The 23,246-nt window shown below is 62.7% G+C and carries 11 protein-coding genes; 8 read left to right on the forward strand and 3 right to left on the reverse strand.

Annotated elements, in window-relative coordinates; translation table 11 throughout:
- Positions 1 to 4 precede the first annotated feature (4 nt).
- From IVB50_RS15200 to IVB50_RS15220, 5 genes are all read left to right on the forward strand, one after another.
- The gene (locus IVB50_RS15200; protein WP_018458186.1) at positions 5 to 1,156 is read left to right on the forward strand and encodes a branched-chain amino acid ABC transporter permease; all 1,152 of its coding nucleotides are present in this window, start codon (positions 5 to 7) and stop codon (positions 1,154 to 1,156) included.
- A complete protein-coding gene (locus IVB50_RS15205) occupies positions 1,153 to 1,911 on the forward strand; it encodes an ABC transporter ATP-binding protein (RefSeq protein ID WP_018458187.1) in 759 nt (252 codons plus the stop codon). The genes IVB50_RS15200 and IVB50_RS15205 overlap by 4 nt, the downstream gene beginning before the upstream one ends.
- A 4-nt stretch (positions 1,912 to 1,915) precedes the next feature.
- Positions 1,916 to 2,704, forward strand: a complete 789-nt coding sequence (locus IVB50_RS15210) for an ABC transporter ATP-binding protein (RefSeq protein WP_018458188.1) — start codon at positions 1,916 to 1,918, stop codon at positions 2,702 to 2,704.
- Between the two features lie 125 nt (positions 2,705 to 2,829).
- Positions 2,830 to 4,668: an AMP-dependent synthetase/ligase gene (locus IVB50_RS15215; protein ID WP_018458189.1), complete on the forward strand. Its 1,839-nt coding sequence runs from the start codon at positions 2,830 to 2,832 to the stop codon at positions 4,666 to 4,668.
- A gap of 79 nt (positions 4,669 to 4,747) precedes the next feature.
- Entirely contained in the window at positions 4,748 to 5,947 is a 1,200-nt protein-coding gene (locus IVB50_RS15220) for an ABC transporter substrate-binding protein (RefSeq protein ID WP_026233521.1), read from the forward strand.
- Positions 5,948 to 6,109: 162 nt separating this feature from the next.
- On the opposite strand, the gene IVB50_RS15225 is transcribed toward IVB50_RS15220, so the two are convergent.
- On the reverse strand, positions 6,110 to 7,234 hold the full coding sequence (locus tag IVB50_RS15225; protein ID WP_018458191.1) for a lysozyme inhibitor LprI family protein: 1,125 nt from the start codon (positions 7,232 to 7,234) through the stop codon (positions 6,110 to 6,112).
- A gap of 100 nt (positions 7,235 to 7,334) precedes the next feature.
- Positions 7,335 to 8,066: a transglutaminase-like cysteine peptidase gene (locus IVB50_RS15230; RefSeq protein ID WP_018458192.1), complete on the reverse strand. Its 732-nt coding sequence runs from the start codon at positions 8,064 to 8,066 to the stop codon at positions 7,335 to 7,337.
- A 729-nt stretch (positions 8,067 to 8,795) separates the two neighbouring features.
- Here IVB50_RS15230 and IVB50_RS15235 point away from each other — a divergent pair.
- Together IVB50_RS15235 and IVB50_RS15240 are read left to right on the forward strand one after the other, a co-directional pair.
- Positions 8,796 to 17,114: a VCBS domain-containing protein gene (locus tag IVB50_RS15235; RefSeq protein ID WP_247296264.1), complete on the forward strand. Its 8,319-nt coding sequence runs from the start codon at positions 8,796 to 8,798 to the stop codon at positions 17,112 to 17,114.
- Positions 17,115 to 17,193: 79 nt separating this feature from the next.
- Positions 17,194 to 19,425 (forward strand): adenylate/guanylate cyclase domain-containing protein, encoded by a 2,232-nt coding sequence (locus IVB50_RS15240; RefSeq protein ID WP_247296266.1) that lies wholly within the window; start codon positions 17,194 to 17,196, stop codon positions 19,423 to 19,425.
- A gap of 255 nt (positions 19,426 to 19,680) precedes the next feature.
- On the opposite strand, the gene IVB50_RS15245 is transcribed toward IVB50_RS15240, so the two are convergent.
- Positions 19,681 to 21,276, reverse strand: coding sequence for an ABC transporter substrate-binding protein (locus tag IVB50_RS15245; RefSeq protein ID WP_018457598.1), 1,596 nt, complete (start codon positions 21,274 to 21,276; stop codon positions 19,681 to 19,683).
- A 210-nt stretch (positions 21,277 to 21,486) separates the two neighbouring features.
- Between IVB50_RS15245 and IVB50_RS15250 the strand changes: the two genes are divergently transcribed.
- Positions 21,487 to 23,145: an ABC transporter substrate-binding protein gene (locus IVB50_RS15250; RefSeq protein ID WP_018457597.1), complete on the forward strand. Its 1,659-nt coding sequence runs from the start codon at positions 21,487 to 21,489 to the stop codon at positions 23,143 to 23,145.
- The last annotated feature ends 101 nt before the right edge of the window (positions 23,146 to 23,246 follow it).

The following is a 23,246-nucleotide window of genomic DNA, read 5'->3' on the forward strand; positions in this document are numbered from 1 at the left end:
ACGCATGCGCTTCCTGTTCAAGACCGACTACGAGGACGACATCAGGCTGTTTCCGCATTCGGGCTATTACGTCTCATACGGTCTCCTGCTGGCCGTGCTGCTGATCGCGCCCTATGTGCTCTCCAGCTATCTGATGAGCCAGCTCGTCTTCGTCTGCATCTATGCGACCGTCGGCGTGGCGCTGCTGATCCTGACCGGTTTCACCGGGCAGGCCTCGCTCGGGCACGCGGCGTTCCTCGCGATCGGCGCCTACACGGCGGCGTACTTGCAGACGTACAACGTGCCGTTCCCGGTCTACTTCCTCGCCGCAGGCCTTCTGTCCGGTTGCATTGGCGCGTTGGTCGGCTTTCCCGCGCTGCGGCTCCAGGGCATCTACCTCGTCATCGCCACTATCTCCTTCGCCTTGATCGTCGAGGAGATCCTGGCGCGTTGGGAGAGCGTGACCCACGGCAACGAGGGCATGCGGGTGAAGACGCTGTCGCTGCTCGGCGTTGCGGTGCCGCGCGACAGCCCCACTTTCTATTTCCTCTGCCTCGCCGTGCTGGTGCTGACCATCGTCGGTACGCTCAATCTGCTGCGTTCGCCCACCGGGCGCGCCTTCGTCGCGATCCGCGACAGCGAGACCGCTGCGCGCAGCATGGGCGTCAATGTCGCGCTGTACAAGGTGAAGTCCTTTGCGATCTCCGCGGCGATCACCGGCTTCGCCGGCGTGTTGTTTGCGCACAAGCTCTCCTTCATCTCGCCGGAGATGTTCACGCTCCAACTCTCGATCGAGTTCATCATCGTAATCCTGATCGGCGGCACCTTCAGCCTGCACGGCGCGGTGCTGGGGGCAATCTTCATCGTGATGATCGATCCGTTCCTGACCTACCTCAAGGACGACATGCCCGGCATCATCGCCGGCATTGCAGCGACCTTCGGAGCGGGCACGCAAGCCGCAGCCAATGTCCAGTCCAAGGTCGCGGCCTTTGCCTCGCTCAACGGCCTGAAAGGCGCGATCTACGGCATCATCATCGTATTGTTCGTGCTGTTCGAGCCGCTCGGGCTTTACGGCCGCTGGCTCAAGATCAAACTCTTCTTCCAGCTGTTCCCGCTCTACAAGCGCGCCACCTTCAAGCGGCAGAAGATCTACGTGAAGTCGGAGCGCAACCGATGAGCTATTTTCGCGCCGAGAACTTGTCCCTGCATTTCGGTGGGCTGAAGGCCGTCGATGCGGTGTCGTTCGCGGTCGAGAAGGGCGAGATCCTCTCGATCATCGGGCCCAACGGTGCCGGCAAGAGCTCGATTTTCAACCTGATTTCGCGGATCTACCGCCCGACCTCGGGTCGCATCTTCTTCGAAGACCAGGACATCACGGAGCAGCCGCCCCACGACATCGCAAGGCTCGGCATCGCCCGCACGTTCCAGAACATCGAACTGTTCGAGAATGCGACGGTGTTGTCGAACCTGTTGGTCGGCCGCCACCGGCATTCGACCACGCAGCTTTGGCAGGAGCTGTTGTTCCTGCCGGGCGTGCGCGCCGACGAGAAGGTGCATCGCCGCAGGGTCGAACAGGTCATCGAATTCCTCGATCTCGAGCCCTACCGCGACAAGCTGATCTCGGGTCTGCCTTACGGCGTGCGCAAGGTGATCGAGCTGGCCCGCGCGCTGTGCTCGGAGCCGAAGCTGATCCTGCTCGACGAGCCGTCCTCCGGCCTCAACGTGGAGGAGACCGACGACATGTCGTTCTGGATCCGCGACCTGAAGAGCGAGCTCGGCGTCACCGTGCTCATGGTCGAGCACGATATGTCGCTGGTCAACCGCGTCTCCGACCGCGTCATCGCCCTGAACTACGGCCGGGTGCTGGCGATGGGCTCGCCCGCCGAAGTGCAACAGCACCCCGATGTCGTTGCCGCCTATCTGGGAGCCTGACGCGATGGATGCCGTGGTAACACCAGACATCATCCTGAAACTCTCCAACATCGAGAGCTATTACGGGCCGATCATGGCCATCCGCGGCATCTCGCTCGAAGTGCCGCGCGGCCGCATCGTCACGCTGCTGGGCGCCAACGGCGCCGGCAAGACGACGGTGCTGAAGACGATCTCGGGCATTCTCGATCCGCAGAAGGGCGCCATCGAGTTCATGGGCAAGTCGATTCAACGCATGGAGGCGGACAGGATCGTGCGGCTGGGCCTCAGCCACGTGCCGGAGGGACGCGAGGTGTTCCCGTTCCTCTCCGTGCGCGAGAACCTGATGATGGGGGCCTATCCGCGCAAGGATCGTAACGGCGTTGCGGACGATCTGGAGCGCGTCTACGGCTATTTCCCGCGGCTGAAGGAGCGCATCAACCAGCCGGCCGGACAGCTCTCCGGCGGCGAGCAGCAGATGCTCGCGATCGGCCGCGCGCTGATGAACCGGCCGACTCTGTTGCTGCTCGACGAGCCCTCGCTTGGGCTGTCGCCGATCCTGGTGAAGGAAATCTTCGCGATCATCCGGCGCGTCAACGAGGAGCAGGGCATGTCGATCCTGCTGGTCGAGCAGAACGCCAAGGTGGCGCTGGAGACGGCGCATTATGGCTATGTACTGGAGACCGGCCGGATCGTGATGAACGACAGCTGCGACCGCTTGATGCATTCGAAGGACATCCAGGAATTCTACCTTGGCGCCAAGGAAGCGGGCGCACGAGGCGAGCGGCGCTGGAAAAAGAAGAAGACTTGGCGTTAGAGGAAGACTTGGCGTTAAGGGAAGACTTGGCGTTAGAAAAAGCCTTAAATACCAAAGCCCATCCGCCAATATAGACCGCCGGCAAGGCAGGCAGCGGAGGGGAACGCGACAGGGAGGAGACGTGCATGGCCCGACCGGCGGTGCTGACGGTCGCTGACACGATCGCGAAAAGCTTTTTGCGCGCCGCGGAGACGCGGGGCGACAGGCCGGCTATACGCGAGAAGAAATTCGGGATCTGGCAGCCGACCAGCTGGCGCGAATGGCTGGAGATCTCGAAGGAGGTCGCCTACGCGCTGCATGCCATCGGCTTCAGGCCCGGCGACGTTGCTTCCATCATCGCCAACGCCGTGCCGGAATGGGTCCATGTCGACATGGGCATTCTGTGCGCCGGCGGCGTCTCTTCCGGGATCTATCCGACCGATGCCTCATCCCAAGTCGAATATCTCGTCAACGATTCCCGGACGAAGGTGATCTTCGCCGAGGACGAGGAGCAACTCGACAAGATCCTGGCCTGTCGCGCACGCTGCCCGTCTCTGCGAAAGATCATCGTGTTCGACATGGAGGGCCTCAGCGGCTTCTCCGATGAAATGGTGATGTCGCTCGACGAGTTTCGCGCGCTCGGGCGCAACCACATGGCCGGCCGCGAGGCGCTGTGGCAGGAGATGGTCGACAGTCGTAGCGCAAGCGATCTCGCGGTCCTCGTCTATACATCCGGCACCACGGGTCCGCCCAAGGGCGCCATGCACGCCAACCGTAGCGTCACGCACCAGATGCGGCACGCCAACGATTTCATTCCGGCGCGCGAGAACGAGGACCGGCTGATCTTCCTGCCGCTTTGCCACGTCGCCGAACGGATCGGCGGCTATTACATCTCGGTCGCGCTTGGCTCGGTGATGAATTTTGCCGAGAGTCCGGAGACTGTGCCGGACAATCTGCGCGAGGTGCAGCCGACCATCTTCCTCGCGGTGCCGCGGATCTGGGAGAAATTCTATTCCGCGATCACCATCGCGCTGAAGGATGCGACGCGGTTGCAGCAATGGGTCTACCGCCGCGCCATCGACATCGGCTATCGCATGGTCGATTGCAGGATTGAAGGCAAGCCGCCGCCGCTGCCGTTGCGGCTCGCCAACGGCATCGCTTACCGGGTCGTCTTCCGCAACATCCGACGCATGATCGGGCTCGACCGTTGCCGCATCGCCTTCACCGGCGCGGCGCCAATCGCGCCGGAGCTGATCCGCTGGTATCTCGCGCTCGGCATCGACATTCACGAGGTCTACGGCCAGACCGAGAATTGCGGGGTCGCCACCATGATGCCGGCGGAGCGGATCAAGCTCGGCTCGGTAGGCAAGGCGGTTTCCTGGGGCGAAGTCGCGCTGTCACCCGAGGGGGAAATCCTGATCAGGGGCGACTTCCTGTTCATGGGCTACCTGAACCAGCCGGAGAGGACAGCCGAGACCATCGACCATCGCGGTTGGCTGCATACCGGCGACGTCGGCACCATCGACAATGAGGGCTTCGTCCGCATCACCGACCGGATGAAGGACATCATCATCACCTCCGGGGGCAAGAACATCACGCCGTCCGAAATCGAAAATCAACTGAAATTCTCGCCCTACATCTCGGATTCCGTGGTGATCGGCGACAAGCGGCCATACCTCACCTGCCTCGTGATGATCGACCAGGAGAATGTCGAGAAATTCGCGCAGGACCACGACATCCCCTTCACCAATTATGCCAGCCTGTGCCGCGCGGCGGAGATCCAGGACCTGATCTGGCGCGAAATCGAAACGGTCAATGCCAATTTCGCCCGCGTCGAGACCATCAAGAGATTCTATCTGATCGAACGCCAGCTCACCCCGGAGGACGAAGAGCTGACGCCAACCATGAAGCTGAAGCGCGGCTTCGTGAACAAGCGTTATGCCGCCGAGATCGACGCGATGTATCCGGCGCGGGCGGTGGCTTGAACAATCTTGTTTGAATAACAGGGAAGGAGTGAAGGCCCCACCCTTCGCATCATAAGGGCCCCAAGGAGAGGAGACTTCAATGTCGAGATCGTTGAAAACGTTCGGCTTTGCGGCAGGCGCGGTGGTGCTCACCTGTCTGCCTGCCGCGGCGCAGACCAAGGTCACCAATGAGGGCATCTCGGCCTCCGAGATCGTCATCGGCACCCATCAGGATCTGTCGGGGCCGATCAAGGGCTGGGGTGTGCCAGTCTCGAACGGCATGAAGATGGCGGTCGAGGAGATCAACGCCGCCGGCGGCGTCCAGGGGCGGAAGATTCGGCTTGTCGTCGAGGACAGCGGCTACGATCCGAAGAAGGCCGTGCTCGCGTCGCAGAAGTTGATCGAGCGCGACAAGATCTTCGCGATGGTGGGGCCAATGGGCTCGCCGACCGTGCTGGCGGCGCAGGATATCCTGCTCGACGCCGGCGTGCTTCAGCTCTTCCCGCTGACGGCGGCGGAGTTCACGTTCAAGTTCGATCCCGCCAAGCCGCAGGAGCGGCTGAAGTTCAACAATCTGCTGCCCTATGTCGAGAGTACGCGGGCGGCGCTGAAATACATGATGGAGTGGAAGAACTTCAAGAAACCCTGCATCATGCATCAGGACGACGAGTACGGGAAGAACGTGCTCGACGGCTTCAACCAGCAGCTTACTGCCATGAAGGTGCAGCCGGCCTCGATCACGAGCTACAAGCGCGGTGCCTCCGACTTCAGCGCGCAGATCGCCAAGATGAAGTCCGACAGCTGCGACCTCGTTGTGCTCGGCGCTGTGCTCCGTGAGCCCATCGGCGCGATGACGGAAGCCAAGAAGCTCGGCTGGGAGGTCACCTTTCTCGGCGCGACGCCGACCAACGTGATGGAGGTGCCCATGCTCGGCAAGGAGGCGGTCGAAGGCCTCTATGCTGCGTCCGGATTCGAGATTCCCTATGAGGACACCGCAAAGGGCAAGGTGAAGGACTGGCTGGTCAACTACAAGAAGATGTTCAGCACCGATGCCAACACGCAGGCCATCATTGGCTACAATGCGGTGATGACGTTCGCGTTTTACGCCAACAAGGCGGGCAAGGATCTGACCGGCCAGAAGATGCTGGACGCGCTGGAATCGGGCGACAAGTTCCTCGACATCTTCAACTCGCCGCCGACCAAATTCTCCAAGACCGACCACCTCGCCAACACCATCACCCAGGTGCAGCAGGTCAAGGGCGGCCGCTGGGTTCTGGTGAAGGACAATCTGATGTTTTGATTTCTTCGCCTCTTCCCGCATGCGGGGAGAGGCGGGAATTTGCGCAGCAAATTTCCCGGTGAGGGGGCTCTCCGCGAGTCTAACTGTCACCGGATTCGCTGAAGCAGCCGCTCACCCCAACCCTCTCCCTGCGAAGAGCGGGGAGAGGGAGAGCACACAGCCCTACGATCCCCCACCTGCGGTGCCTGAATTCACCGGGGCCAGTTCGTCTTCCCGGCAGCGCCAGCCATCGGCGGCTTTGACAAATGCAAACGTGCGCTGGATCCGCAGGCGGCGTGTGACGTTGAAGGCGTCCGTGGAGCGCTCCTTGTTGCCGACGCCGGGCTGCGGACGACCCGTTCTGGCATCCCAGCAGGTGCCCGTACAGGTCGTGGCGATCTTGCTGCAGGTGGCGAAGGGCGCCAGCACGGCCATCTCGATCTCGCCCGTGACCTGCGCTTCCTGCTCGCCCACCTGGCTGTCGAGTGCGTAGACGCGGTTGATGCGGAGGAAGTTGCCGCAGGAATTGGCCGCGTGGATTCGCGCGGCGCAGAAATCGACGGCATCGGTGTCGGGCGAGTGGGCTGCGACCTGCCGGCCGAACACCTTCTTCGGATCGCCTTTCGCCGTGCCAATCTCGTCAGCCTTGTGCTTCAGATAGCCGGCGAGACAGTCCTCCGCGGACTCGAGCTCCCCGAGCGGCACGTTCTCCTTGCCAACCAGATTGCATTTGCGATCGCGCTCCCGCGTCCACCGGCCGTATTCGGCGAAGGCAAAGCGCGCCGCGGTCGGATCGAGCTTGCCGATCAGGCCGAGAACCTGGCTGTTCAACTCAGTCTCGGCCAGCGCCAGCGACGGGTCCGCACAGATCAGCGCGCCCGCGGCGGTGTTGGCGGCGAGACAGTCGAAATCCGGATCGCGTACGATCGCTGCGCGCTCATCGGTCACCTTGAGAAGACATGCCTTCACCCGGTCGAAATCTTCGGCGCGGATCGCGGTCTGGCCGACGATGCCGCAACCGAGATTGCGCTGGCGGATCCAGATCGCGTTCTCCTCGATCCCGGGCAGGCGATCGGGCAGGCGGGCAAGCCGCGCCTCGATTCCCGTGCTCAGCTTCTCGGCGGCGGCGGCAAGCTCGGCATCACCGCAGAACAATTGATTGCCGGGATCGCGGATCTGCTGGCAGTTGTTCCTGGCGAACAGCGGCAGCCTGTCGGCGACGGAGCGGTCGGACGGGCTGGATTGCGCGAAGCCTGGAGCCGCCGGCAAGGCCAGCAGCGCAAGCATAGTCAGCACGATGAACCGCATTCCAGTCGCCCCCGCATAGCCGCGGGCATGCTAGCGTCCCGAATCGCGCGGCGAAATGACTTTGTGGGGTAAGCGTACTTTATACCGGGCTACAACAAGATCAACGCGCCTCGGCGGCGATCATCGAGAACCGCACGGGCTCGTCGACATATTTCAACACGGCCGACTGGTAGAGCACGAACAGCGGCTGGTAGCTCCGTGCAGCGTCGTCCTCGACCATTGCCATGCGACGGTTGTCGAGCATCAGCCAGTGGCCGTCGAGCCGTGCAGCGGCAATCGCATGCTCTTCGCCGGCCCTGAGGTCGCGCACCACGACGATGCGGAGATCTTCCGCGGCAATGCCCGCGAGCTTAAGAGCGGCGAGCTTGGCAATGGCATAGTCCTCGCAATCCCCGGCGCCACGCGCGAAGGTCGCGAGCGGCGAGCTCCAGACGTCCTCAGAACCGTCATCGGCGGCGCGGATGCCGAGGTTGATGGCGCGATTGGTTTCGCCCAGCCGGGCGCGGCCGTCACGGCTGCGGGCCTGGTCGACGATCGCGAGCAGTTTCAGCGCAGCGGGCGAAGCGCAATTGTCCCGATCGCCGTCGCACAGGGCGAGCTGCACCATGTCATCGTCGAGCCTGGACCTCAGGGCGAGCCATTTCTGTTGCAGGCTGCCGGCGGAGATGGCGAAGGCGAACACGCCGAACGGCTCGGCGGATTTGCGCACGAGGACGCCGGCTCCCGGCGATAGTAGCGTGCCAGCGCGAAGCTCGGCGGCCGATCCGAGTAGGATCAATCCGCACAGCACAAGGATAGCGCGCCAAGCGCGCGAACGAGCAGCGGTCTCCATCTGACATCCCCTTCCGGCTTCGCCAGGTCCCCCTCGACCTGCACGTGCCGGGCTTTGTTGCTTTCGCGGAGATAGTGCGAGGCGGGCGGTTTTGTTCTGCTTAACGCGCCCGGCCTGGGGTCCCAAAACCGGGCAACAGGCTGAAACGGGCCTGCTCATATTGCGTAAAATTTTACGATTCGCCGGCTAGGAGGGCGGCAGTTGCCGCGAAGAGGGACCAATTGCAGGCAGAAGTTGTTGTGGAACTGATTCTGCGCCTTATGGCTAACGGCTGGCTATTTCGTGAGTTCTGTTAGCTGGATCACAGATTTGGCCCCGTATTTGCCGCAGGGTGGTGCGGGGCACCACGAACAAAAGATGACAGAAGTATCTATTGCCAGATTTCTGCAATAGAATACATGAGGTTACTGAAAATGAGCGAAAATAAGCGCTACTTTACTTATGAGTATTTGAAAGATTACTTTGGCTTCCCTGCAGGTGCCCAGCCGTCCGAGAGCATCGACCGCTTGGTGATGCGAAATCACACAAGCAATAGGTGGTTTCGCTAAGGACTTGGTAATGATATGCAAGTTTAGGCGAGCGATACTTACTTAGATTTTAACTCCTTTTTTGGTGCCCGGATTGAATTACGCTGGCAAATTTGACGCCGCGATTTCCTTGGACGGCTTGGGTTCCCGATCGCCCGCCGATGGCCATGTCGATTCCTTTACTGCGAAGGCACACGGCCACGTGCCCGATGGCGCATTCGTGGTTCCCGACCCGAACCTGATCTTCAACGGCGATTTCAAGCGCGCCGGTCTCGATCTCGTGCTGTCTCATGATGGGCACGATTTCGTCGTTCACGATTATTTCAGGGGCGACAAGCGCGCGGCGATCGCCTCGCCCGACGGCGCGCACCTCACCGGCGACGTCGTCAACGCACTCACCGGCCATGTGCAATACGCGCAGGCCGCCTCAGGCATTGCCGCCGCGCAGGTCATCGGCCACGTCACCAAGCTCTCCGGCAGCGCGACCGCGGTCCGTAACGGCGTCTCCGTCATCCTGAACAATGGCGACAACGTCGAGAAGGGCGACGTGGTCTCGACCGGCGGCGACTCGACGCTCGGCATTACGTTCATCGACGGCACGGTGTTCGGCCTGTCCTCCAATGCGCGGATGGTGCTGAACGATATGGTCTACGACCCCAACGGGTCGAACAATTCCTCTCTGCTCAGTCTGGTCGCAGGCACCATCACTTTCGTTGCCGGTGAGACCGCTAAGCACGGCGACATGAAGGTCGACACGCCGGTCGCCACCATGGGCATCCGCGGTACGGCGGTGCTGAGCCAGATCAACTTCGTCGTTCCCGCTGGCGGCGGCGATCCGCAGCCGCAGGCAAGCTTCCAGGTGCTGGTCGAGCCGAACGGCACGACGGGCTCCTACATCCTGTTCGACAAGGTCACGCTGCTGCCGATCGCGACGGTCAACCAGGCCGGCCAGATGATCCAGATCAGCGGCGGCAACGTCTCGATCTCCAATGCGCTGATGTCGCCGGACATCCAGAAGCTGATCACGGACGTGTTCACGCTGAAGTTCACGGACAACAACAGCAACACCAAGCTGACCCAGAACTTCACCGACTCGATCACGCAGACCGGCAACATTGTCTTCATCAAGACGGATACCGGTGCCACCGCGACCGCGACCTTCACGCATCTCCCTGAGCCGGGATCGCAGGGGACCGGCCATAATCCGTCGACCAGCACCCGCATTCCCGGCCCGCCCGTTCGTCAAAGCCTCGATCTCAACGGCAATGTGAAGACGGCGTTCGAGATGATCGAGCGCGCGGGCACGACCGGCGACACAACTCATTACGATACCATCTCCGGTCGCATCACCTTCGTCGATCAAAACCTGGCCGATCTGCCAACGGTGAGCATAGACCTCGGCGATGCGCCGAACTTTGTCTACAAGAACGCCGGCCAGCAGGATGTCACCGGCGCGCTCTCTGCGCTCCAGAAGCAGGACATCGCGGCAACGCAGATCCAGCTCAGCGTGGCCGCAGCCGCCGGTAACAACAACAACGGCTCGGCGGTCTGGACCTACACGATTCCCGACCACGTCTTCGACTTCCTCGCGGCGGGCGAAACGTTGACGCTGACCTACAAGGTCCGCGTCAACAATAATTTCTCGGTCAATCCCGAAACGTCGACCATCGACATCACCATCACGATCACCGGCACCAACGACAAGCCGGTGATCACCACCAGCGTTCCGACCATCATCTTCGAAGGCGGCACCAGCGTGCCGGGTGGCCCGCTCACCAGCGATGTTCCCACGTCGGGCACGCTGAGCTTCGACGACGTCGATCTCACCGACAAGCATACGGTGTCGGTGGCGTTGAGCAGCGCGACCCTGCCTGACGGCACCGTTCCGCCGGGGCCGCTTGCGGCGTTCCAGAGCGCGATGTCGGTCGCGATCGCGGCGGGCGCCGATAGCACCGGAGACGGCACCGGCACCATCAACTGGTCGCTGGCTGACCTGCCGGTCTATCTCGCCGACTTCATCCCCAAGGGTGAGGTGCTGACGCTGGTCTACACCGTGACGCTCAAGGACGCGCAAGGCGCCACCTCGCAGCAGACCATCACCGTCACGATCACCGGCACCGACGCTCCCGCCGTGGTGTGGATCGCGACCGACAAGCCCGGCGCTCCCTCGGGCGGCTTCTGGAAGGATGCGGCCAACTGGGCAACCGGCACGGTCCCGACCATCAATGACGACGTCATCGTCATCACCGACCAGCTGCATGGGCTGACGCCGTCCTATCCGGTGACGATCGACACGGCAGCCTTTGCCAAGTCGATCACGATGAACGACTACGACACCGCGGTCGGCCACAAGGCGCCGGAAGTCATCAACAAGAGTGCGTTGACGATTGCGGGCGAGATCAGCCTCAAGGCCGATTCGAAGCTCACCAATTTCACGGCAAGCACGGTCTCGGTTGGTGGCAAGGCTGAGTTCCTGGACAGCAGCGTCCTCACCAATGCCGGCTACCTGACGCTCAAGGGCGGCGGCGATTTCGCCAACGGCACCACAATCACCAATTCCGGCACGATCGAGCTGTTCGGCGGCACGCTGAAGACGCTCGCCGGAATTAACAATGCCGGCGGCACGCTGAAGGCCGATGCCGGCACGACGCTGATCGTCGACACCGCCACCATCAGCGGCGGCACGGTCACCATCGCCGGCACGCTGGAACTCGACGGCAGCAGCGTCCTCAAGAACGGCACGCTGAACAATTCAGGGGCGGTCAACGTCAAGGGCACGGCGGATTTCGCCCACGAGACCGTCGCAAACACGTCCGGCGGCACGATCAAGGTGCTGGCGAATGGCTGGCTGACGATCGACCAGGGCTCCGGCGTCGCCAACACCGGCAACGTCACGGTGGACGCCACCGGCAAGCTGACGGTCAACGGCGCCACGATCAGCGGCACCGGCACGGTCACCGGCAACGGTGAGATTGATCTCACCGGCGCTGCGGTGCTGAGCGGCAGCATCCTGAACAACAACGCGGTCTTTAAGGTCAGCGGCACCGGCAACGTGCTGGACCACGAGACGGTCACGAATGCGAGCACCGGCACGATCGAAGTGCTGGCGAACGGCGCGCTGACGATCGACCAGGGCTCGACGGTCGCGAATGCCGGTAACGTCACGGTCGATGCCAACGGCAAGCTGACAGTCAATGGCGCCACGCTCAACGGTGCCGGGACTGTCACCGGCAACGGCGAGATCGACCTGACCGGCGCTGCCGTGCTGAGCGGCGGCATCCTGAACAACAACGCGGCCTTCAAGGTCAGCGGCAGCGGCAACGCGCTGGACCACGAAACGATCACGAATGCGACGACCGGCACGATCGAAGTGCTAGCGAACGGCGCGCTGACGATCGACCAGGGCTCGACGGTTGCGAATGCCGGCAACGTCACGGTCGATGCCAACGGCAAGCTGACGGTGAACGGCGCCACGATCAATGGTGCCGGTACGGTCACCAGCAATGGCGAGATCGATCTGACCGGCGGCGCGGTTCTGAGCGGCGGCATCCTGAACAACAATGCGGCCTTCAAGGTCAGCGGCACCGGCAACGCGCTCGACCATGAGACGATCACGAATGCGAGCACCGGCACGATCGAGGTGCTGGCGAACGGCACGCTGACGATCGACCAGGGCTCGACTGTCGCGAATGCCGGCAACGTCACGATCGATTCCGCTGGCAAGCTGACAGTTAACGGCGCCACGATCAGCGGTACCGGGACTGTCACGGGCAATGGCGAGATCGATTTGACCGGCGCTGCGGTGCTGAGCGGCGGCATCCTGAACAACAACGCGGCCTTCAAGGTCAGCGGCACGGGTAATGCGCTAGACCATGGAACAATCACGAACGCGGGCACCGGCACGATCGAAGTGCTGGCGAACGGTGCGCTGACGATCGACCAGGGCTCGACGGTCGCGAATGCCGGTAACGTCACGGTCGATGCCAACGGCAAGCTGACGGTCAACGGGGCGACGATCAACGGCACCGGCACGGTCACCGGCAATGGCGAGATCGATTTGACCGGCGCTGCGGTGCTGAGCGGTGGCATCCTGAACAACAACGCGGCCTTCAAGGTCAGCGGCACCGGCAACGCGCTGGACCACGAGACGGTCACGAACGCGAGCACCGGTACGATCGAAGTGCTGGCGAACGGTGCGCTGACGATCGACCAGGGCTCGACGGTTGCGAATGCCGGTAACGTCACGGTCGATGCCAACGGCAAGCTGACGGTCAACGGGGCGACGATCAACGGCACCGGCACGGTCACCGGCAATGGCGAGATCGATTTGACCGGCGCTGCGGTGCTGAGCGGCGGCATCCTGAACAACAACGCGGCGTTGAAGGTCAGCGGCACCGGCAACGCGCTGGACCACGAGACGATCACGAATGCGAGCACCGGCACGATCGAGGTGCTGACGAATGGCGCGCTGACGATCGACCAGGGCTCGACGGTCGCGAATGCCGGTAACGTCACGGTCGATGCCAACGGCAAGCTGACAGTTAACGGCGCGACGATCAGCGGTGGTACGATCAACGGTCTCGGCACGATCGATGTCACCGGCGCCAGCAAGATCGATCAATCGGCGACGCTGAGCACCACTGCCGTGACGGTCGAGAGCGGCGTCATCCTGACGCTGGATGACGTGATAGTTGCGGGCACCGCAATCGCCAATCATGGCACGGTCAAGGTCGATGCAGGCAGCAAGCTGACATTGAACGGTGCGAGCCTGACAGGCGGCGCGCTCACCGTTTCGGGCACGCTGAATTCGACCGGCACAACTGCGATTACCGACGCCAACATCTCGAACAACTATCTGATCGAGGCAACCCTGGGCGCGTTGACGCTGCTGGCGACGACCTCCGCAAGCTCGATCGCGAATGGCGGCATCCTCAGGGCCAATGGCGCCGAGCTCGACATCAACGGCGAAGCCATCGCAAACACCGGCACGCTGGCGGCGATCAATCATGGGACACTGAAGCTGATCGGGATGACGGTGACCGACACCGGCAGCGGTAGTGTCTCGGTCGAGTCCGGCTCGGCACTCGATCTTCAGGGCGCGACCATCGACGGCGGCACGGTGACGATTGCCGGTACGCTGGAATCGACCGGCACCAGCGCCATCGACAATGCCGACATTACCAACACCGGCACGATCACGGTCACCAGCGGTACGCTGACGATTGATCCCGCCACGCTTCACGCCATCACCAATCACAATCTCATTCAGGCGAAGGGCGGCGTGCTCGACGTCTCCGGTGAGGATATCTCCAACACTGCGGCTCTTGAGGCAGTCAACCACGGCACGCTGAAGCTGGCAAATCTCACCGTTAGCAACAGCAGTGCTGGGTCGATCACGGTCGACGGCACCTCGAAGCTCTATCTGACCGACGTTTCGATCAACGGCGGCAGCCTGAGCAATGCCGGCAATCTCTACAGCGCCGGCGTCGATACGGTCACGGGCAGCGTCACCAACACTGGCATCATCGAGGTCCAGAGCGGCATTCTCGACCTTGCGGGCGGCATCGCCGGTTCAGGCAAGGTAATCGTCGATGTTGGCGCGACGCTGGAGTTTTCGGGCGCGACCGGTTCGATCCACATCGTCAATTCCGGCTCCATCGTGGGCGCCGGTGGCAATGCGGCGATCCACATCCAGCAGGATACGACCGGTTCGGTGATCAACAATTCCGGCACCATCGGGCCGCCCGCCGCTTCGAGCGTGACCTCCGCGACCGACGCGATCATCGAGATCGGTGGCAGCCTCACGATCAACAACACCGGCCACATCAACGGCAATATCTCGGTCGCCAGCGCGACCTTCAATAACGAGTCCGGCGGCACCTGGACGGTCGCCGGCACGAGCGCCTTCGGCAATGCGTCGTCGATCGTCAATGACGGTGTCATCGATCTCCTCAACGGCGCCTCGATCTCCCTGGGTGGGCCTGGACTCGTCAATCACAGCCACATCGACAGCTGGGGCACGGCGTCGATCTCGGGCACCATCAGCAATACCGGCAGCATCGAGGTCCATGATGGCGAGCTGTCGCTGTTCGGCTTGCTGACCGGCACGGGCTCGGTCACCGTCGATGCCGGTGCGCTGCTGAAGCTCGAAGGCACGGTCGCGCAGACGATCAACCTCGCGGGCGACGGCGCCGCGGTTGAGATCGATACGGATACGTTCGGCGGATCGATCGCGGAGCTGTCGGCGAACGACACGATCGACCTGTCGACGATCAAATACGGGCTCGGCACCAGCGCGGTCTATGTTGCAAACTCCAATCCCGCGACCGGCGGCGTGCTGACGGTGACCGATGCGGACGGCAATCACATCAGCCTGAACCTGGCCGGCGCCGACTACAGCAATGCCCATTTCGCCGGGAGCGACGACGGCACTGGCCACACGCTGATCACGATGACCGATGACCACGCCCCGGCCTTCACCGCCGGCGGCGTGCTGGCGGGGGGCGTCTCCGAGCAGGCGGACGCCACCGGTGACTTCGCCACCTCCGATACCTCAACGCCTGCGACCGGCGCGATTGACTTCACCGACATCGACCTGACCGACCTGCCGTCGGCACAGATCACCGGCCAGGACGTGACCTCGCTTGGCGCCGATCACAGCACTAACCTCACCTCGTCGTTCTCGCTTGACGAGATCGCGGCGCTCAAGAGCGGGCTGACGCTTCTGCCGCAGGCCGGGCTGAACAATGGCATCGTCACCTGGAGCTATTCGATCGCCGACGGCGCGCTGGACTTCCTCGCCAAGGACCAGACCGCGAAGGTGGTTTCTACCATCACGAGCACGGACGATTACGGCGAGACCGCCACAACCGACGTCACGGTCACGATCACAGGCAAGAACGACGCGCCGACCTTGGCCGCGGTCACCACGGATCCGCTCGTCGATACCTCCATCGCCGACAGCTTCTCGGACGTCACGGGAATGCTGGTCGGAACCGACGCCGACCATGGAGAGACGGCGGGGCTGACCTATGCCGTTCTGAACGCGGATAGTCATGGGACGACGGCTGGCCTGTACGGCTCGCTGACGGTCAACGCGAACGGCACCTACACCTACGTTCCCGATGCGGCTTCGATCAACGCGCTTTCGGAAGGCCCTTGTTCGGACGTCTTCACGATTCAGACCACGGACGCGCAAGGTGCTGTCGGCACGGCATCATTCACGGTTGCCGTAACAGGCGCCAACGACGCTCCGGTGTTGACCGATGGTAGCATCGGGCAGCTCACCGATACGTGCGCAGCGGATAATTTCTCTGACCTCACCGGACAGGTGGTCGGGACCGATGCCGACTCCGGCGATACGCTGACCTACACCTTGCTGAACGCAGATCACCAGGCAGTCGGAGAGGTCACGGGTCACTATGGCGCGCTGGCGCTCAACACGAACGGCACCTACACCTACGTTCCCGATGCGGCTTCGATTAACGCGCTGCCGGGCTGCTTGCACTATTCCGACAGTTTCACGGTCCAGGTCACGGATGCACATGGCGCCGCCTCCACGGCGATATACACGGTGGACCTGACGGGCGCCAACGACGTGCCAACGCTGTCCGCTCTCAACCTCGGCAAGCTTACGGACACGGCGGCGACCGACACCTTCTCCAATCTCACCGGAAATCTCGCGGGCACCGACGCCGATGCCGACGAGACGGTGACGCTGACCTATTCTGTCCAGAATGCGGATAGTTGCGGGACGGCTCCAGGACACTACGGCGCGCTGACGGTCCACTCTGACGGCAGCTACACCTACGTTCCCGACGCGGCTGCGATCAACGCGTTGCAAGAAGGGCCCTTCGCGGATACGTTTACGGTCCAGACGACGGACGCGCATGGCGCGACCGGCACTGCGACACTCACGGTGGACGTGGACGGCGCGAACGATGCGCCGGTAATGGACGTCAACCAGATCAGCCTCACGCATGACGACGCTCAAGTCACTGTGCACGGTATCTCGGCCACCGACTCCGATGCGGCTGCCAATGAAACCTTCACGCTCGTTGCCTCCGGCTCGGGTAGCAATTTGAGTCCGGCGTCGACGTCCGATACCTTGGCGCATATCAATTCCGCGCTGCAGACCGTGACCTACACTGATGCAAGTGAAGGTGCGGCCATACAGACGGTCACGCTCACCGTGGCCGACAGTCACAACGCAAGCAAGACGGTTAGCCTGCTCTTTGGCACGGCCGGGCAAGATGACTTCATCGGGACAGGCCATCAGGACCAGTTCGTGTTCGCCGCCAGTTCCAACAACGATACGATCACCAATTTCACGCCCGGTCAGGACCATATCGACTTGTCGGCAGTCGTGACCGCCAGCGATTTTGGGGCATGGATGGCGCAGCACGTGGCGGCTTCGCCGACCAATTCCGCTGACACCCTGGTCACGATCAACGCTTCGGACACCATCCTTCTGAAGGGTGTCGCCCACCTCCAGGCGAGCGACTTCATCGTCCATGCCTGATTGCTGCATGATGGGCCGCGATCGTCGGCAGGCCCGATCCACGCTGCCGTTCACCGCCAAAGCGTGATATCCAGCCACCATGAAACGTCTCAAGATCCTGCGGCGGTGGTTTGCGCGCAAGTTCGGGTTTGCGCGGCTGATGTGCCTTGCGCTGCTGGTCGTATTTGCCGGCGCTCGGCTCTGGGATCCGCCTCCGATCCAGGAACTGCGGCTGCGCACGTTCGACATGTTTCAATTGATCGATCCGCGCCACAAGACGGCGCGGCCGGTCACCATCGTCGACATCGACGACAAGAGCCTCGCCAAGCTCGGCCAGTGGCCGTGGCCGCGGACGCGGATCGCCGACATGATCCAGAACCTCACCGATCACGGCGCGGTGGCGATCGGCTTCGACGTCGTGTTCTCGGAGGCCGACCGGCTCAACCCGGATCTGGTCGCGAGCCAGATGCGCTACCTGGACGACGCCACCCGCGCCAAGCTGCGCGAGCTGCCGAGCAACGACCAGATCCTCTCCGAAGCGATCAAGCGCTCGCGCGTGATCCTGGGCGAGACTGGGCAGCGGGCGATTTCGTCCGAGGTCGACAAGTCGCTGCCCTTCACCGGCGTCGCGACGGTCGGCGAGGAGGGCGCTGAGCGCTTCCTATTCGAATTTCCCGGGCTGTTGCGCAACGTGCCCGAGATCGAGAAGGTCGCGGCCGGCCGCGGCCTGTTCTCGATCAAGACCGAGCGCGACGGCCTGATCCGGCGCGTGCCGATGATCATGCGCGCCCAGGGCATGGTCATGCCTTCGCTGAGCCTCGAGATTTTGCGCGTCGTCACGGGCACGCCGACCTTGCTGGTTCGGACCGACAAGACCGGCGTGCGGGCCGTGCGTCTCAAGGGCGTGGAGATCCCAACCGACAGGAACGGTCAGCTCTGGGTGCATTACGCGCGCCAGGATCCCTCGATCTACGTCTCGGCCGCCGACGTGCTCGACAATACGGTGCCGCCTAACAAGATCGCCGGCAAGCTGGTGCTGATCGGCACCTCGGCGGTTGGGCTCAACGACATCAAGACCACGCCGGTGTCCTCGACCATGCCCGGCGTCGAGATCCACGCCCAGGTGCTGGAGAGCGTGCTGAGCGGCGCGGTGATCTCCCAGCCGAACTATGCGCTCGGCGTCGAGCTGCTCGCCGCGCTCGTCATCGGCTTGCTCGTCATCATCTTCACGCCGAACCTCGGACCAGTTCGCCTCGTGCTTGCCGGCGCGACCTTCGCCGCTATCCTGATCGGAGTGTCCTGGTTCTTCTATGCGCAGCACCGCTATCTCATCGACTTCACTTATCCGCTGCTCTCGACCACCGCGATCTATCTGACGCTAATCTTCGCCAGCTTCGTGCGCGAGCAGCGCCAGCGCGTGCAGATCCGCGGCATGTTCGCGCAATACATGTCGCCGGTGCTGGTCGAGCAACTCGCGCAGTCACCGGAAAAACTCGTCCTCGGCGGCGAGGAGCGCGAAATGACGATCATGTTCTCCGACGTGCGCGGCTTCACCACCATATCGGAAACCTACAAGCACGATCCGCAGGGCCTGATCGCGCTGATGAACCGCTTCCTGACTCCGCTGACCGACGTGATCATCGATCAGAAGGGCTATATCGACAAATATATGGGCGACGCCATCATGGCGTTCTGGAATGCGCCGCTCGACGATGCCGAGCACGAGGTCAACGCCTGTGAGGCCGCGATCCAGATGTTGGAGAAGATCGACGCGGTGAACAAGGACCGCGAGCAGGAGGCCATTGATGGCGGTCACGTCTACATCCCGCTCAATGTCGGTATCGGTCTCAACACCGGCATCGGCGTCGTCGGCAACATGGGATCCGACCTGAAGAAGAACTATTCGGTGCTCGGCGACAGCGTCAACCTGGCCTCGCGCCTGGAAGGCCAGTCGAAGGAATACGGCTTTCCCATTATCGTTGGCTCGCGCACCGCGCTCGCGGCCAAGGACAAGTTCGCGATCCTCGAACTCGACTTCATCATGGTCAAGGGCAAGACCGAGCCGGAGGTGATCTATGCCATCGCCGGCCGCGAGGATGTGATGCTTTCAGGCGCCTTCCAGCGCCTGCGCAACGTCACCATCGAAATGCTCGCCTGCTATCGCAGCCGCGACTGGCAGGGCGCGCTGGACGCGATCGACCGCGGCCGCAGGAGCGAGGATGCCGACACGCTGGAAAAGCTGTTCAAGCTCTATGAAGTGCGCATCAAGGAATTCCAGGTCAATCCACCGCCGGAAGGTTGGACCGGGGCCTATGCGCTGCTGACGAAATAAGGGAGGCGCTTGCTAGCGGCTAAACCCTCGGTGTCGTCCCGGCGCAGGCCGGGACCCATACTCCGCAGCAGAAGCTGTACGCCAGATCGGAGTTGGCTGTCGTTGCCGAATTCAACTCGGTGGTTATGGGTCCCGGCTACGCCGGGACGACAGCGGTGTTCGACGCCGCAGGCCGTCGCCTTAATAAGAGGTGTCGTCCTGGCTTTCGCCAGGACGACAGTGGTGTTTGCGGAAGCGGGGTGCCGACCTTGAGCCTCACTCCGCCCCGATCGTCGTGAGATCCTGGAACCAGTGCTGCGCCTGCACGAACTGCTTGACCTTGGGCGACAGCGCATGCGGGTTGGTGTCGTGCACCACCCATACCAGCGTGGCGTCGTCGACGATCAGCGCGTGCGCCTGCGCCAGCAACTCGTCCTGCTTGGCGCTGTCGAAGGTCTGCTTGGCCTCGTCGATCAGCGCGTCGGCCTTCGGGTTTTTGTAGCCGCCCCAGTTGACGCCGACCGGCGCGATCTGGCTCGAATGGAAGAAGCGGACGATGGCGTAGAGCGGGTCAGAGGTGACATAGGCGATGTTGTTGGCGGTGATGCCGGCGTTCATCTCGTCGGCCGCGCCCTTGCGCCAATGCGTATAGAGTGTCTCGAGCTCGACGACCTTGAAATCGATGTCGATGCCGGTCTCCTTGAAGCTCTGCTGCAAAAATTCGTTCATCGGCAGCGACAGCATCTGGCCGGTGCCGCCCTGTGCGATGATGAAGGTCGCTTTCAGCGGCTTCGCCTTGGAGTAGCCGGCTTCCTCGACCAGCTTCTTGGCGGCTGCGACATCGTATTTCAGCTCGAAGCTCGGCTTGCCGAACCAGGGGCTCGACGGATCGACCTGTCCCTTGGCGGGTTTCGCAAGGCCATTCATCAGGCCCACCACGGCTTCACGATCGATCGCGAGGTTCAGCGCCTTGCGCAGGCGGATGTCGGTCCAGGGCGAACCCGGCAGCACGCTCAGATGATAATTCCAGACATGCGGCGTAACGTTGTCGACGAGCTTCATGCCGGCGGCCTTGAGCTGCGGCACGGCATCCGGCGCCGGCGTCTCGATCAGATCGACCTGCCCGGCCAGCAGCGCATTGGTGCGCGTCAGCGCTTCCGGCATCGGCACCAGCACGAGCTTGTCGACCTTGGGAATACGCTTCTTGTTCCAATAATCCGGATTCTTCGTGAGCTCGGCGAGTTCGCGCGGCACCAGTTTTGTCAGTTTGAACGGGCCGGTCCCCGAAGGCTGGCTCGCGAACTTGTCCCAGTCCTTACCGAGCTTCTCGTATTGCGCCGGGCTGGAGACCAGGAACCACAGCATCTGATAGGGAAAGAAGGAATCGACCGTCTTGGTGGTGATCTCTACCGTGAAGTCGTCGATCTTGGCGTAGCTCGCGACCGAAGGCAGGCGGGTCTTGACCTGCGCACTCTGGCGCTTGTCGAATTGCGGCGCCTTGTCATTGAGCACCTTGTCCAGATTCCAGATCACGGCGTCGGCATCGAACTCGCTGCCATCGTGAAACTTCACGCCCTTGCGCAAGGTGAAGCGCCATTTGGTCTTGTTCTCGGCATCGACCCTCCACTCGGTGGCCAATCCGGGCACCAGCTTTCCCGGCCGGTCGGCGACGTCCATCTCCCACGCCACGAGCGGATCGTAGATGGTGTAGGCCGTGAACTGATAGGCGCCCGCGCCGCGATCGGGCTGGCCGGTCGTCAGCGGGATGTCCGCCATCGAGATGCCGTAGCGCAGCACCGTTTCGGCGCCCGCCGGAATCGCGGACAACGCCAGTGCAAGCACGGCGAAACAGGTCGATAGTCGGATACGCATGGGCCAAAGCTCCAAGGAAGAATTCAAGGACAATCGGAGCCAAACCTGCAATCTTGATGCCAGAATAGGCAGCGAGGTGCTTTCGCCGACGTGTCATCACAAGGACTTGTCGTCGCAGGGGCAATTTGCAGAATAAGTTTCCCCATTGGCATAGGCATTGCATACGATTGCATCAAAATTAGTCATCGAAGCCGGAAAAGGATTGAGTCAATGTTGATCAAGAAAAACAAGACCCGCGCGGCGCTGATCGCGTTGCTGGCGCTCAGTAGCGCGGCTGCGTGGCCGCGCGCGGCCACTGCCGAAACCGTGCTGCGCATCGCCATGACGGCTGCCGATATTCCGCGCACGCTGGGCCAGCCCGATCAGGGCTTTGAAGGCAACCGCTTCACCGGCCTCACCATGTATGACGCGCTCACCGGCTGGGACCTTTCCTCGGCCGACAAGGCGAGCGTGGTGATCCCCGGCCTTGCTACCGAGTGGAAGGTCGACGATGCCGACAAGACCAAATGGACTTTCAAGCTGCGGCCGGGCGTCACCTTCCATGACGGCTCGCCGTTCAATGCGGACGCCGTGGTGTGGAATGTCGAGAAGGTGCTGAAGCAGGACGCGCCGCAATTCGACGCCAGCCAGGTCGGTGTCACGGCCTCGCGCATGCCGACGCTGGCATCAGCGAAGAAGGTCGACGACATGACGGTCGAGCTCACCACCAAGGAGCCCGACAGCTTCCTGCCGATCAACCTCACCAATCTCTTCATGGCGAGCCCGGCGAAGTGGCAGGCCTTCTACGACAAGGCGGAGGGCGCCGACGCCAAGGCCAAGTCGCAGGCCGCATGGACCGCGTTTGCCAAGGACGCCGCGGGCACCGGCCCGTGGAAGATGGCGGGCTTCACCCCGCGCGAGCGGCTAGAGCTGGTCAAGAATGCGAGCTACTGGAACAAGGACCGCGTGCCCAAGGTCGACAAGATGGTGCTGTTGCCGATGCCGGAGGCCAACGCGCGCACCGCGGCGCTGCTTTCCGGGCAGGTCGATTGGGTCGAGGCGCCGGCGCCGGACGCGTTGCCCGAGCTCAAGCAGCGCGGCTTCAAGCTCTACGCCAACGAGCAGCCGCACGTCTGGCCGTGGCAGTTCTCGCGCGTCGAGGGCTCGCCCTGGAACGACATCCGCGTGCGCAAGGCCGCGAACCTCTGCGTCGATCGCGAAGGCCTCAAGGACGGCCTGCTCGCGGGGCTGATGGTGCCCGCGACCGGCACGTTCGAGGTCGGCCATCCCTGGCGCGGCAGACCGACCTTCGAGATCAAGTACGACAAGGCTGCTGCACAGAAGCTGATGCAGGAGGCCGGATTCGGCCCGAACAAGAAGCTGACGGTGAAGACCCAGACGTCTGCGTCCGGCTCGGGCCAGATGCAGCCGTTGCCGATGAACGAATATATCCAGCAGGCGCTGGCCGAATGCTATTTCGACGTGCAGCTCGATGTCATCGAGTGGAATACGCTGTTCACCAACTGGCGCCGCGGCGCCAAGGATCCCAGTGCCAACGGCTCGAACGCGACCAACGTCACCTATGCGGCGATGGACCCGTTCTTCGCGCTGGTGCGCTTCCTGCAATCGGGCATGGCGCCGCCGGTCTCGAACAATTGGGGTTTCATCAACAATCCCAAATTCGACGAGCTGGTGAAGAAGGCGCGGCAGACCTTCGATCCCGCCGCGCGTGACGCCGCGCTCGCCGAACTGCACGCGGCCTCCGTCGATGACGCGGCCTTCCTCTATGTCGCCCACGACGTCGGTCCCCGCGCCATCAGCCCGAAGGTGACAGGCGTCGTGCAGCCAAAGAGCTGGTTCATCGACTTCTCACTGGTGTCGATGCAATAGTTCCCGCCTCATACGCAGTGCACCCTCTCCCCTTGCGGGAGAGGGTGGCTTCGCGCAAGCGAAGCCGGGTGAGGGATCTCTTTCCGCGGATGACCCTCTCT

The organism is Bradyrhizobium sp. 87 (assembly GCF_023073015.1).
GTDB classification, from domain to species: Bacteria; Pseudomonadota; Alphaproteobacteria; order Rhizobiales; family Xanthobacteraceae; genus Bradyrhizobium; species Bradyrhizobium canariense_D.